Origin of the sequence: Salinispora mooreana (assembly GCF_000379065.1) — a bacterium.
In the GTDB taxonomy this organism is placed as follows: Bacteria; Actinomycetota; Actinomycetes; order Mycobacteriales; family Micromonosporaceae; genus Micromonospora; species Micromonospora mooreana.
On sequence record NZ_KB900614.1, the window covers coordinates 2,645,265 to 2,658,581 of the forward strand.

General features: G+C 71.6%; 12 protein-coding genes. 5 read left to right on the forward strand and 7 right to left on the reverse strand.

What is annotated here, in order from left to right; translation table 11 throughout:
- Positions 1–3: 3 nt before the first annotated feature.
- Genes SALPAC6_RS0112520 through SALPAC6_RS0112530 form a run of 3 tightly spaced genes read right to left on the reverse strand, consistent with a single transcriptional unit; the run spans position 4 to position 3,019 of the window.
- The gene (locus SALPAC6_RS0112520; RefSeq protein ID WP_018253752.1) at positions 4–963 is read right to left on the reverse strand and encodes a VWA domain-containing protein; all 960 of its coding nucleotides are present in this window, start codon (positions 961–963) and stop codon (positions 4–6) included.
- A complete protein-coding gene (locus SALPAC6_RS0112525; protein ID WP_018253753.1) occupies positions 960–1,946 on the reverse strand; it encodes a DUF58 domain-containing protein in 987 nt (328 codons plus the stop codon). The genes SALPAC6_RS0112520 and SALPAC6_RS0112525 overlap by 4 nt, the downstream gene beginning before the upstream one ends.
- Before the next feature lie 26 nt (positions 1,947–1,972).
- Positions 1,973–3,019: an AAA family ATPase gene (locus tag SALPAC6_RS0112530; RefSeq protein WP_018253754.1), complete on the reverse strand. Its 1,047-nt coding sequence runs from the start codon at positions 3,017–3,019 to the stop codon at positions 1,973–1,975.
- A 212-nt stretch (positions 3,020–3,231) separates the two neighbouring features.
- On the opposite strand from SALPAC6_RS0112530, the gene SALPAC6_RS0112535 reads away from it, so the two are divergent.
- The gene (locus SALPAC6_RS0112535) at positions 3,232–4,173 is read left to right on the forward strand and encodes an endonuclease/exonuclease/phosphatase family protein (protein WP_397539746.1); all 942 of its coding nucleotides are present in this window, start codon (positions 3,232–3,234) and stop codon (positions 4,171–4,173) included.
- Position 4,174: 1 nt separating this feature from the next.
- Here SALPAC6_RS0112535 and cimA read toward each other — a convergent pair whose 3' ends face one another.
- Positions 4,175–5,767 carry a citramalate synthase gene (gene cimA, locus SALPAC6_RS0112540; protein WP_018253756.1) on the reverse strand — a complete coding sequence of 531 codons (1,593 nt, stop codon included), beginning with the start codon at positions 5,765–5,767 and terminating at the stop codon, positions 4,175–4,177.
- Between the two features lie 356 nt (positions 5,768–6,123).
- On the opposite strand from cimA, the gene SALPAC6_RS0112545 reads away from it, so the two are divergent.
- Entirely contained in the window at positions 6,124–6,588 is a 465-nt protein-coding gene (locus SALPAC6_RS0112545) for a hypothetical protein (RefSeq protein ID WP_018253757.1), read from the forward strand.
- A 43-nt stretch (positions 6,589–6,631) separates the two neighbouring features.
- Positions 6,632–7,360 carry a tyrosine-protein phosphatase gene (locus SALPAC6_RS0112550; RefSeq protein ID WP_188115264.1) on the forward strand — a complete coding sequence of 243 codons (729 nt, stop codon included), beginning with the start codon at positions 6,632–6,634 and terminating at the stop codon, positions 7,358–7,360.
- Positions 7,361–7,369: 9 nt separating this feature from the next.
- On the opposite strand, the gene SALPAC6_RS0112555 is transcribed toward SALPAC6_RS0112550, so the two are convergent.
- Together SALPAC6_RS0112555 and SALPAC6_RS0112560 are read right to left on the reverse strand one after the other, a co-directional pair.
- Positions 7,370–8,467 carry a branched-chain amino acid aminotransferase gene (locus tag SALPAC6_RS0112555; protein ID WP_018253759.1) on the reverse strand — a complete coding sequence of 366 codons (1,098 nt, stop codon included), beginning with the start codon at positions 8,465–8,467 and terminating at the stop codon, positions 7,370–7,372.
- A gap of 241 nt (positions 8,468–8,708) precedes the next feature.
- Entirely contained in the window at positions 8,709–9,740 is a 1,032-nt protein-coding gene (locus tag SALPAC6_RS0112560; RefSeq protein WP_026189611.1) for a 3-isopropylmalate dehydrogenase, read from the reverse strand.
- A 212-nt stretch (positions 9,741–9,952) separates the two neighbouring features.
- Here SALPAC6_RS0112560 and SALPAC6_RS0112565 point away from each other — a divergent pair, with 212 nt between their 5' ends.
- Positions 9,953–10,807 (forward strand): FAD:protein FMN transferase, encoded by an 855-nt coding sequence (locus tag SALPAC6_RS0112565; protein ID WP_026189612.1) that lies wholly within the window; start codon positions 9,953–9,955, stop codon positions 10,805–10,807.
- Positions 10,808–11,135: 328 nt separating this feature from the next.
- Entirely contained in the window at positions 11,136–11,492 is a 357-nt protein-coding gene (locus tag SALPAC6_RS0112570) for a hypothetical protein (RefSeq protein WP_109746717.1), read from the forward strand.
- 94 nt (positions 11,493–11,586) lie between these two features.
- Here the strand turns inward: SALPAC6_RS0112570 and serA are convergent, their stop codons facing one another.
- The gene (gene serA, locus SALPAC6_RS0112575) at positions 11,587–13,182 is read right to left on the reverse strand and encodes a phosphoglycerate dehydrogenase (RefSeq protein ID WP_020493579.1); all 1,596 of its coding nucleotides are present in this window, start codon (positions 13,180–13,182) and stop codon (positions 11,587–11,589) included.
- Positions 13,183–13,317 lie beyond the last annotated feature (135 nt).

Consider the following 13,317-nt stretch of genomic DNA (forward strand, 5'->3'; position numbering starts at 1 on the left):
GGCTCAGGGCAGGCGGGAGAACCAACGCATTGAGCCGGCCGCCGCGCCCAGCGCGAAGACCAGGCTGAGGCCGATGAACCGGGCTGAGACGTCCTGTCGCTTGGTGCGGTACCCCACCGAGCTGCCGATGTCGTCGTACACCGCGCGCAACTCCTCGGCGCTGACCGCCTCGTGGAACTGTCCGCCGGTCTCCCGGGCGACCGCGTCGAGGGTCTGCCCGTCCACCGGCACCTGGATCGGCCGACCGCCCCGGTCCACATAGCCGGAGGCGGTGCCGAAGGCGATGGCGTGGACGGGGACCTCCATCTCCACCGCGTCGGCCGCCGCCTCCATCGGGTCCATACCGGAGGTGTTGGCCCCGTCGGAGAGCAGCACGATCCGGGCCGGCGGCGGGTCCGTCGCCGCCTCACCGTCCAACGCCTTCACCGCTCCGAGCGAGGTGTTGATCGCCTCTCCGATCGCGGTGCCCTGCACCCCGGTCGCCCCCTCGACCAGCCGGTCGATTCCCTCGTCCAGCGCCTCCCGGTCGGTGTCGGGCGGCACCAGGACAGCGGCGCTGCCGGCGAAGGCGACCAGGCCCACGTTGAACTCGTCGGGGAGACCGTCCACGAAGCGACGGGCCGACTCCTTGGCGGCGGTGAGCCGGTCCGGCTCCACGTCCCCGGCGAGCATCGAGGTGGAGACATCCACCGCCACCATCACGGTCGCCCGTTCCCGGGGGACCCGCACCTCGGCGGTGGGCCGAGCGAAGCCGACCACCAGCAACGCCAGCATCGCCAGGAAGAGCCCGGCGGGCACGTGCCGGCGCCAGACCGGTCGCTGTGGTGCCACCCGGTCCAGCAGCCGCAGGTTCGTGAACCGCACCGCGTACTGGCTCCGGCGGCGCTGTAGCAGGACGTAGCCGGCGGCCAGTCCGAGCACGACGAGTAGCAGCCACAGCCGGGCCGGCGAGAGCCAGATCACCCGCCACCTCCCCTCCCGGCCGGGACCGGAGCGGTCGCCAGCCGGCGTTGTTGGTGCACGTGCCGCACGATGTCGGCGACCCAGTCCCGGTCGGTCCGCAGCGGCAGGTGCGCCGCACCGCCACGGCGTATCGCCTGGCGTACCTGATCCCGCTGGGCGGCGGCCGCCGCGGCGTACCGCTGGCGTAGCCGGGGGTCACCGGTCCAGACCTCCCGCCGTCGGCCGCTCTCCGGGTCAACCAGGGTGACCAGGCCGACGTCGGGTAGCTCCCACTCCCGCGGGTCGGTCACCTCCACGGCGAGCACCTGGTGCGCAACGGCGAGCCGCCGCAGCTGCTGTTCCCAGGGGGCGGGCCGCCCGGGCGATTCGGGCAGGCCATCCAGGAAGTCCGAGACCACCACCACGAGCCCGCGGCGGGTGGCCACCCGGCGGAGGCCGTCCAGCGCGGTGGCCAGGTCAGGGGGCGCGAGCGGTGCGGTGTCCCGGTCGAAGCCGCCGTGCCGGGGGGCCGCCAGCAGCGTTCGGAGCAGCCCGAACAGATGGGTACGGCCGCTGCCCGGCGCGTGTCGGCGGAGCCCGGTCGGGGTGAGCACCGACGCGCCGAGCCGGTTGCCCACTCCGGCGGTGAGGAAGCCCACCGCCGCGACCGCGGCTACCGCGAGTTCCCGCTTGTCCAGCTCGGCCGTGCCGTACTCCATGCTGACGCTGGCGTCGACCAGGAGCCAGGTGGTGAGTTCCCGGTCGGCGTCGAGCTGACGCACGTGCGGCACGGTGGTCCGCGCGGTCACCGCCCAGTCCATCCGGCGGACCTCGTCCTCACCGGGCCGGTACTCCCGACTGCCGGCCGGTTCACTGCCCGGCCCGGGGAGCAGCCCTTGGTATCGGCCGTGCAGCAGACCGTCGAGCCGTCGGGTCACGGCCAGCTCGAGCCGGCGTAGCCGCCGGTCTCCGGCCAGGTCGGCCAGGCCGGGGTCCGGCGACACCGGGCCAGCGGCCCGGCCGCGCCACCTCACGCCGCCGCCAGGTTGGGCACGGGTTCGGTTACCCCGGCGACCCGAGGCGGCGGTACCGCGTTGACCAGCCGCCGGATGACCGACTCGGCAGACACCCCGTCGGCGACCGCGTCGAAGGAGAGGACCAGCCGGTGGGCGAGCACATCGGCCGCCAACTCGCGGACATCCTCGGGCAGCACGTACTCCCGGCCGCGCAGCAGGGCCTGGGCTCGGGCGGCGGCGACCAGGCCAAGGGTGGCGCGCGGGCTCGCCCCGTAGGCGAGCAGCGGGGCGACGTCGGGCAGGCCGAACCGGCCCGGGTCACGGGTGGCCAGGATCAGCCGGACCACGTACTCGGCGAGCGCGTGGTGCACGAAGACCCGGCTCGCCCGGGCCTGGAGGTCGAGCAGCCGTTGCGGGTCGAGCACCTGCTCGGGCGTCGGCCGGTCGCTGCTCATCCGGTAGAGGATCGCGAGTTCGTCGGCGTCGCTCGGGTAGTCCACCACCACCTTCATCAGGAACCGGTCCCGCTGCGCCTCCGGCAGCTGGTAGACCCCCTCGGACTCGATCGGGTTCTGGGTGGCCAACACCAGGAACGGCGCCGGGACCTCCCAGCTCCGCCCGCCGATCGAGACCTGACGTTCGGCCATCGCCTCCAGCAGCGCGGACTGCACCTTCGCCGGAGCCCGATTGATCTCGTCGGCGAGGACCAGGTTGGCCATGACCGGACCCAGCTCGACATCGAAGGTCTCCCGGGAGGCCCGATAGACGCGGGTGCCGACGATGTCGGAGGGAACCAGGTCGGGGGTGAACTGGATGCGGGAGAAGCTGCCGCCGACGACGGTGGCGAGGGTCTGCGCGGCGAGGGTCTTCGCGACGCCGGGCACCCCTTCCAGGAGGCAGTGTCCGTCGGCGATAAGTGCGGTGAGCAGGCGTTCCACGAGCCGGTCCTGCCCAACGATCACGCGCCGGACCTCGGCGAGAGTCTGTCGTAACTCGGTGCCGGCTGCGTCGGGATCGACCGGGCTGGGCTCGGGGGCCAAGGTGTCCGAGATGTCCGTCACGGTGCTTGCTTCCCGCGCCGACCGTCGGCAAACGTCGGACTTACCGCACCAGGCAGCCCACTACCGATGATTCCCCTCAGTACTGACCACACAACTCGTTGGCCGCTGACGGCCTCCGGCAGCATCGGCGAAGGGTTGGGCAGACCGGCGTGCCCTAGGCTGCGGTCGTGGCGGAGACAGGTAACCCTCGTCGGCGACCGGCGGCACCAACCGTGGCTTGTTGGTTGGCCGTCACCCCGGGTGCCGCCTGGGCGGGCGTCCGCCTGCTCGGTCTCGACCACGGGCCCCTCGTCCAGCTCCTGGCCTTCACCCCGTACGCCGCCGCGGGCAGCCTGCTGCCCCTGATCCTGCTCCTCGGGTTGCGACGCTGGCGGCCGGCGGTGGTGGCGGCGGTGACGACGGTGGCTCTGGTCGCCGTGGTGGCACCGCGGACGTTCGAGTCGACCCCGCCGGCCGTCACCGGCCCGCCGGTACGGCTGCTGACGGCCAACCTGCTGGCCGGCTCCGCCGACGCCGAGGCGCTGGTTGACCTCGTCCGCCGGCACTCGGTGGAGGTCTTGGCCGTACAGGAGTTCACCCCGGCGATCGCGGCCGAGTTGGACCGGTTGGGGCTGGACCAGCTCCTGCCGTACCGGGAACTACACCCCGTCGAGGGGACCCCCGGCTCCGGGCTGTACGCGCGCCACCCGATCAGCGCGGGCGGCGTCCGGCACAACAGCAGTGCCTGGGGCTTCCTCCAGGCGTACGGAACCGTTGCCGTCCCGGCGGCGCCGCCGGTCCAGGTCGAGTCGGTGCACCCCGCCGCCCCCTACGCGCTCGACCAGGTGGGTAACTGGCGCCGGGACCTCGCCGCCCAGCCTCCCGCCACCCCGGACGGGCAGCTCCGCATCCTCGCCGGCGACTTCAACGCCACCCTCGACCACGCCCCGCTGCGCGCCCTGCTGGACACCGGGTACGTGGACGCGGCGGACGCTGCCGGGACCGGGCTCACCGGCACCTGGGGGCCGTACGACGGGGACCTGATTCCGCCGGTGACCATCGACCACGTGCTGGTGGACCGGCGGATCGCGGTCCGGGCCGCCGCGGTGTACGCGATCCCGGGCAGCGACCACCGCGCGGTCTTCACCGAACTCCGCCTCCCGCCGGCCGGTTGAGTCAGGACCGTCCGCCCCGGGCCTGGTCCAGCCCGTAGGTCAGCGCGTCAACCAACGCGTCCCAACTCGCCTCCACCACGTTGGGGTGCACCCCCACCGTGGTCCAGTCCCGACCGGCGCGGTCCGATGTCTCCACCAGCACCCGGGTCACCGCCCCGGTGCCGTGGCTGCCAGCCAGAATCCCCACCTTGTAGTCGGCCAACTCGAAGTCGCGCAGCTCGGGGTAGTGCCTGACCAGACCGGAGCGTAGCGCCTCGTCGAGGGCGTTGACCGGACCGTTCCCCTCCGCGGTGGCGATCACCCGCTCGCCGCGTACCCGGACCTTGACGGTCGCCTCGGAGACCACCGCGCCGTCCTCGCGATGCTCGACCAGGATCCGGTAGGACTCGAGCGTGAACGGTCGGGGCGGCGCCGCGTCCGGCAGCTCGGAGCGGACCAGCAGCTCGAACGAGGCGTCAGCGGCCTCGAACGACCAGCCCTCGGCCTCCAGCTCCTTGACCCGCTTGGCGACCCGGTTCAGGGTCTCCGGGTGGTCGGCCAGGTCGAGGCCCAGCTCCCGGCTCTTGAGTTCGATGCTGGCCCGGCCGGCCATCTCGGTGACGAGGATGCGCATCCGGTTCCCCACCCGCTGCGGGTCGATGTGGTTGTAGAACAACGGATCCACCTTGATCGCACTCGCGTGCAACCCCGCCTTGTGGGCGAAGGCGGCGGCCCCGACATACGCCTGGTGGTCGTTGGGGGCGATGGTGGCGAGTTCGGCGATGCCGCGGGACACCCGCACCATCTGCGCCAGACAGCCCTCGGGTAGGACCGGCAGCCCGAGCTTGAGTTGCAGGTTCGCCACCACGGCGAAGAGGTCGGCGTTGCCGGGTCGCTCGCCGTACCCGTTGGCGGTGCCCTGCACGTGCCGCACGCCCGCCTCCACCGCGGCGATGGTGTTGGCGACCGCGCAGGCGGTGTCGTCCTGGGTGTGGATGCCGAGTTGCTCGGGTGCCACACCGAGCCGGGCGGTGAGGTCGCCGATCACGGCGGTGACCTGGGAGGGGAGCATGCCACCGTTGGTGTCACAGAGCACGAACCGCTCGGCGCCGGCGGCGAGTGCGGCCTCGGCCACCGACGAGGTGAACCCGGGGTCGTCGCGATAGCCGTCGAAGAAGTGCTCCCCGTCGACGAAGACCCGCCGCCCCTGCGCCACCAGGTAGGTCACGGTGTCGTGGACCATCGCCAGGTTCTCGTCGGCAGAGGTACGCAGCGCCCGCTGCACGTGCCGCAGGTCGGCCTTGGCGACCAGCGTGACGGCGGGGGTCTCGGCGGCGAGCAGGCTGCGCACCTGCGGGTCGTCGTCAACCGGGCGGCCGGCGTGCCGGGTGGCGCCGAAGGCCACCAGCACCGCATGGCGCAGGTCGAGCTCGGTACGGGCCCGGCGGAAGAACTCGGTGTCCTTCGGTACCGCGCCCGGCCACCCGCCCTCGATGAAGCCCACCCCGAACTCGTCGAGGAGCCGGGCCACCGCGAGTTTGTCGACCACCGAATAGCTGAGCCCCTCGCGCTGGGCGCCGTCGCGCAAGGTCGTGTCGTAGACCTGGAAGGTCATCAGGATCCTCTCTGCGGCAACAAAAAGACCCCCCACGGACGTGGGAGGTCTGCGCGCTCGGCGAACGGAAGCCGGCGCGCTAGCGGCGAATAATCATGAAAGTGCGGTGCACAGCGCTCACTCTGCCAGCCACGGGCCCGGCGGGGCAGCCAAATCCGCATTTCGGGACGGCTTTCGGAAGCCGCCGGCGTCGACCTACACGAACCACGCGCTGCGCACGAACGGCCTCCCCCGCCGGCTCCGCGGAGCGGACCTCCCGCCGTGGTGGTGATGGCGGTGTACCCAGCGCGACACCGGGTACCACCTCGCGGTGGCCCGACGCCGACCCGGCCCGCCCAGAGGTGGAAGGAGACGCCATGGCACGGCGTGACCCACATCCGGCCCGTCCGACGCCGAGCCCACTCGGCACCGGCGATCCGAGCAGCGACCGCGACGGCCCGCCCGGTAGCGACGGCGACCCGTGGCGATACCGCGCCGACACCACCGTGACCGAAATCGACCTGGCGGGCTATCAGGTCGAGGCGAGTGACGGTGGCATCGGGAAGGTGGACCAGGCCAGCCACGCGGTCAACTCCAGCTACCTCGTGGTGGACACCGGCCCGTGGCTATTCGGTCGCCGGGTCATGCTCCCTGCCGGCACGGTCAACCACGTTGACCACAACAAACGAAAAGTCCACATCGACCGGAGCAAGGACCAGATCAAGGCCGCGCCGGAGTACGACGAGACGGCGGACACCGACCCGGCATACCGGGACAAGCTCGGTGGCTACTACGGCGACACGTACTCAGCTATCCCACCGGGCACCGCGCGAGAACGATGATCGGTAGGACCACGTGCGACGGGTCTGCCGCTACCGTGTCAGAGTGGACCCGATTGAACTAACCCAATTCGACACTCTGTTCAACTTCCGCGACGTCGGCGGGCCCGCCGGCCACGACGGGCGCGTTGTCCGAAGTGGTCGGCTCTTCCGCTCGGACACCCCGCACCGCCTGACTGGTGCCGACCGGACGGCGTTCGCCGCGTTCGGCGTCCGCACCGTGCTCGACCTACGCCGGCCGCACGAAGTGGACCGGGATGGCCGAATCCCGGACTTTGCGGGGCTGACCTGGCGGCACATCCACCCGGAGCATGCCGAATGGGCCACCACCCCGTACCAACCCGGTGCCGACCTCGCCCGCTACCTCGCCGACCGGTACGCCGACCTGGCCTCGACCGGCACCGCCGGCCTGGCCGCCGCGATCGGGCTGATCGCGGACGAGTCCAATGCCCCGCTCCTGGTGCACTGCGTCGCCGGCAAGGATCGCACCGGCATCGTCTGCGGTCTCACCCTGGCCATGCTGGGCGTCTCCGACGCTGACATCGCCACGGACTACGCGTTGAGCACCGCAGCCGGCGAGCGCTTCCGGGCCTGGTTCGCCACGACGGGCAGGACGTTGCACCCGTCGCTGCCGCCACTGAGCTGCCCTGAGGAGGCGATGCTGCTGTTCCTCGCCGAACTGCGCGACCGCTACGGCACGGTCGAGGGCTACCTGCGCCACGCCGGCGTCACCGACGCCCAGGTGGCCGCGCTCCGCGACCACCTGCTGGAGTAGCCGCAACCCTCAGAGCACGTGGTGGACCCAGTTCTGCGGATCCGCGGCCTTGCCCCGCTGGATGTCGACGAGTTGCTGGCGCAGGGTCATGGTGACCGGGCCGGGTTCACCGCCGCCGATACGGAACTCACCGTCGGGAGAGCGGACCGTGCCGACCGGATTGATCACCGCGGCGGTGCCGCAGGCGAAGACCTCGCGCAGTCGACCACTCGCCGCGTCGGCCTGCCAGTCGGCGAACGAGATCGGCTGCTCCGCCACCTGGTGACCGGCGGCGGCAGCGATCGTGAGCACCGACTCCCGGGTGATGCCGGGCAGGATGGTCCCGGTCAGCGGCGGGGTGACCAGGGTGCCGTCGTCGTAGACGAAGAAGAGGTTCATGCCGCCCAGCTCGTCAACGAAGCGGCGCTCCACGGCGTCCAGGAAGACGACCTGGTCGCAGCCATGGTCGATCGCCTCTGCCTGGGCGACCAGCGAGCTGGCGTAGTTGCCGCCACACTTGGCCGCGCCGGTACCCCCGGGCGCGGCCCGGGTGTACTCCGGCGAGACCCAGACGGTCACCGGCTTCACCCCACCAGAGAAGTACGCACCGACCGGGGACGCGATCACCGCGTAGAGGTATTCGTTGGCGGGACGCACACCGAGGAAGACCTCGCTGGCGAACATGAACGGCCGCAGGTAGAGGCTGCCGTCCTCACCCTCGGGAATCCAGTCCCGGTCCACCTCGATCAGCCGGTGCAGCGAGTCGACGAAGGTCTGCTCGGGCAGGATGGGCATCGCCAACCGCCGGGCGGACGCGGCGAACCGGGCGGCGTTGGCGTACGGCCGGAACATCGTCACGCCACCGCTGGCGGTGCGGTACGCCTTCATGCCCTCGAAGATCTCCTGGGCGTAGTGCAGGACCGCGGCGGCCGGGTCCATCGGGATCGGCGCCCGCGCCTCGACCCGGGCGTCGTACCAGCCCTTCCCGGCGGCGTAGCGGACAGTAACCATGTGGTCGGTGAAGACCCGCCCGAAGCCGGGGTTGGCCAGCAGCGCGGCCCGGTCCGCTACGGATACCGGCGCAGAATTCGGACGGATCTCGAACTCGAGCTTGTCACCACCGCTCATCGCGCTGACCTCCCTGGAATGGATGACGGCATGCGGCCCCGCGTGCCGAGCTGGTGCGAGCAAACTTACCCCGAACGGTCGTTCAGCGGGTAGCGGCACCCGGGGACGCCCGCTCCGGCTGGATACCGGCCGCAGGACCGCCACCCGGGTGGCTCGTCCCGGCTACCCACGCAGCGACGACTGGGTTGTCGACCGCCTACCCACCGTGACTGAAGGTGGGGCCACAGCGGCGGCTCACGGTTCAGCCGGCCGCGTGGCTTGCCAGCCGATCGCCGACCTCTGCGGTGCGGATCGGCGCGCCCGGCCTCCGCCCCGCCAGCTCCGCGGCCACGGCAGCGGTGATCCGGGCAGCCGGCTCGACGTGACCAAGTTGGTCAAGCAGGAGCGCGGCGGAGAGTACGGTTGCCACCGGGTCGGCGAGACCGCGACCGGCGATGTCCGGCGCGGAGCCGTGCACCGGCTCGAACATCGACGGGTACGCACGCTCCGGGTTGATACTGCCGCTGGCCGCGAGCCCGATTCCGCCGGTGACGGCGGCGGCGATGTCGGTGAGGATGTCACCGAAGAGGTTGTCGGTGACCAGCACGTCGTACCGCTGGGGCTGGGTCACCAGGAACATCGCGGCGGCGTCAACGTGCTGGTATTCGGTGGTCACGTCCGGGTGCTCGGCGGCGACGTCCGCGAAGGTACGGGCCCAGAGCGAGCCGGCATGGGTGAGCACGTTGGTCTTGTGCACGAAGGTGACCTTGCGCCGTTCCCGCCGTTCCGCCCGGTTGAACGCGTCTCGGATCACCCGCTCGACCCCGTGCCGGGTGTTCAGGCTCTCCTCGGTGGCGATCTCGGCCGCGGTACCGCGGTGCAGTGCGCCGCCGGCGCCGGCATACAGCCCTTCGGTGCCTTCGCGGACCACCACCAGGTCGACCTCGCCGGGTTTGACGCCGCCGAGGGGACTGCTCGTGCCGGCCCAGAGCCGGGCGGGGCGCAGGTTGACGTACTGGTCGAAGGCGAACCGTAGCCGCAGCAGCAGACCCCGCTCCAGCACGCCGGGCGGGACGCTCGGGTCACCGACCGCACCCAGCAGAATGGCGTCGTGCTCGGCCAGTTCCGCGAGGACCGAGTCGGGCAGCACCTCGCCGGTGCGGTGGTACCGCGCGGCACCCAGGTCATACTCGGTGGCCTGCACCTTCGGGACCACCGCATCGATGACCTTGCGTGCCTGCGCGACCACCTCGGGGCCGATTCCGTCCCCAGCGACCACCGCGATTCGTGCCACGTCGACTCCCTTGCCTCGCTCGCTCGGCTCCGAGCGTACGCCCTGGTCCCGAACACCGATACGGCTCTTCCACCATGCGGGAAACCGGATGTACAGGAGGCTTCCAGGTGACATTCATTCAGCGGTGATCTCCGCTGCCTATCCTGATCAGCAGCGGGGCCACGGGCCACACCAACGCCACGACGCAACGGGGCCGTCGGCCGGAAGGCGGGATGAGAATGAGGATCGACGAACAGCAGCGCAGCCGCTGGAGCGGCTCGTCGCTACTCCGCCCACAGCCGCGTCCGGACCTGCGCCTCGGTGGCCAGCAGCGGCGGGTCGGCGGAGCGGGTCCGGCAACCGGGGAACGCATCGCCGTCCGGCACACCGTCCGCACCACCATCGCCGAGTACACCCTGCTGTTCAACGCACCGGACTGGCTTGGCCGCCGGGGCGTCAGCGCGGCGCTCCGGGACGCGGTCGCGGAGCTCCGCGCAATCGACCTGGCCTACGGACCAAACCGGCCGGAGAGCCTGGTGTCCCGGTTACGGCGAGGGGAGATCGGCCCCGAGTCGTACCCGCCACTGACCGACCTGGTGAACCGCTGCACCGCGATGCGGGCCGCGACCGACGGTTGGTTCGACGCCTGGGCGGTGCCCGGCGGCTTCGACCCGGGAGGACTCCTGGGTGGGTGGGCGGTAGAACGGGCCGCAGCCCGGTTACGGGCCGCCGGCGTCCACGACTATGCCGTGCTCACCGGCGCCGACCTCGTCGTACGTGGGCACGCCGCGCACGGGGGACCGTGGCGGGTCGCCGTTCACCACCCCACCGACCGGCGCCACGCACCGTGGGTGTTGGAGATGACCGCCGGGGGGATCGGTACCTCCGGGGTGACCGGACGACGGGGGCACGTGGTGGATCCGCACACCGGGGAACCCGCCGACCAGTTCATCGCCGCCACCGTCGTCGGGCCGGACCTCGCCGTCGCCGACGCCTACGCCACCGCGCTCTACGCGGCGGGTCCGGCCGGACTGTCCTGGTTCCACAGTGAGACGGACTACCGGGTCCTGCACGCCCACCGCCGCTGATCGGCGCTGCGCCGCGACACCCGCGCCCATCCTGGCCGGGCTCACGATCGGCCCCCACGGTCTCGGCAACTACCGTGAGGGCCGGTCAGCGACGATTGCGCGTGGCTCGCGCACCCGAGGGGTGCGGACCGGCCAGGGCCGGACGTCAACCCCGTCACCCGAAGACAGGCCCACGTCACGGACTCAGCCAGTAGCCGCATCAGTACGCTAGCGAATTGACACAACTCCACGCAAGAGGATCCACTGCAGACCCTCCTGACAGGAGTATGGACTGGTTGGGGGTGGGGCGACTTCGGCATGGCGAACGACGAATGGCACGCTGTCCGCCGTGAGTTTCGATCTAAGCGTGTGGGCCCTGGCGCCCGGGGCAACGCCCGAGGACGTACGAACAGCCGTACGGCGGTGCCGAGCAGGCCAGCACACCGATCGTCAGCCCGACCCCCGGGTCGTCGGATTCTATCGGGCGATCACCGCCGCGTACCCAGAGCGGCCGGGCGGGGCGGACGCCCCCTGGGCGGTGACGCCACTACACACCGCCGGCGACCACGTCGAGCTGAACCTGCATCCGACCTGCGCGGACCAGGTGCTACTGGACATCGAGCGACTGGCCGGCGAACACCGGCTGATGCTCTTTGACGTCCAGGACGGCTCGGTGTACCCACCGCCCCAGCACACCGGCGGCTGACCGTCCCCGCGACCAGCCCGGCGCGCAGCCCGCGCCCGGAACCGCCTACGCCACGGAGGGCCCACCGGGCGGGCCGGCCCTCCGTGGCTCGCGGTCACTCCTCCCGCAGGTCGGCAGCGCTGGCCGAGGTCGCACCGACCGATTCGGCGACCGAGGTGAGGAGATCGGCGCCGAGTGCCTGGTCAACGGTGAGGGTCATCAGGGTCTCCCCGCCGGCCTCCCGACGGGCCACCTGCATCGCGGCGATATTGACGCCGGCCTCGCCGAACAGGGTGCCGACCGCGCCGACCACACCGGGCCGGTCGGCGTAACGGAGGAAGACGAGAATGCCCTCCGCCCCGATCTCCACGTCGAAGCCGTCCACCTCGGTCAGCTTGTTGACCTCCCGGACGCCGGTGATGCTGGTGCCGGAGACGCTCACCGTCCGGCCGTCCGGCAGGGCGCCCCGGATGGTGACCAGCAGCGCCTCCTCGGCCGTCTCGGGCCTGGTGACCAGCGACACCTCGACCCCTCGCTCGGCCGCCAGGTGCGGGGCGTTGACGTAGGTGACCTGCTCCTCCACCACCGAGCTGAACAGCCCCTTGGTCGCCGCGAGCTTGAGCACCGAGACATCGTTGCTGACCACCTCGCCCCGCACGTCAACGGTCACGCTCGCGGCGATCCCGCCGGCCACCGCGGTGAAGGCCCGGCCGAGCTTCTCGGCCAGCGGCAGCAGCGGCCGGACATCCTCGGCGACCACGCCGCCGGTCTGCACGTTCACCGCGTCCGGCACGAACTCACCCTGCAACGCCAGCTTCACGCTGCGGGCCACGGCGAGGCCCGCCTTGTCTTGCGCCTCGTGCGTGGAGGCACCCAGGTGTGGGGTCGCCACCACGTTGTCGAAGGCGAACAGCGGTGATGAGGTGCAGGGCTCCTTGGCGTACACGTCAACGCCGGCCCCGGCGACCCGCCCCTCGGCGATGGCATCCGCGAGGGCCTGCTCGTCCACGAGGCCACCCCGGGCGGCGTTGATGATCCGCACCCCGGGCTTGACGATCGCCAGCTCCTTCTCCCCGATCAGACCCACCGTCTCCGACGTCTTCGGCAGGTGGATGGAGATGAAGTCGCTCTGGCGCAGCAGCTCATCCAGGCCGACGAGGCGGACGCCGAGCTGCGCCGCCCGCGCCGGCTGGATGTAGGGGTCGTAGGCGATCAGCCGAGTGCCGAACGCAGCGATCCGCTGCGCGAAGAGGACACCAATGCGCCCGAGGCCGACCACCCCGACGGTCTTGCCCTGTACCTCCACCCCGGTGTACTTCGACCGCTTCCACTCGCCCACCTTCAGCGCCGCGCTGGCGCTGGCGGTGTTCCGCGCGACCGCGAGCAGGAGGGCGACGGCCTGCTCGGCCGCGGAGACGATGTTGGAGGTGGGGGCGTTGACGACCATGACGCCGCGGGTGGTGGCCGCCGGCACCTCGACGTTGTCCAGGCCGACACCCGCCCGGGCGACCACCTTGAGTCGTGGTGCCGCGGCGATCGCCTCGGCGTCGATGTGGGTCGCACTGCGGACGATGACCGCGTCCGCCTCGGAGAGCGCCGAGAGTAGGGCCGGACGGTCGGTGCCATCCACATGTCGGACGTCGAAGTCGTGGGCGAGCACCTCGATGGCGGCGGGGGCGAGTTCTTCGGCGATCAGTACGACAGGATTCATTGGTCCTCGAAATGTCGTCTATAGCGGTCGGCCGGGCGGCGGAGGCAGCGCTGCACCCCGCTGGCGATCCGGCCATGGCCGTCAGGTGCCGGCTGCGCACCTAACAGGGATCGTAGGGGGACGACCGGGGCCGGC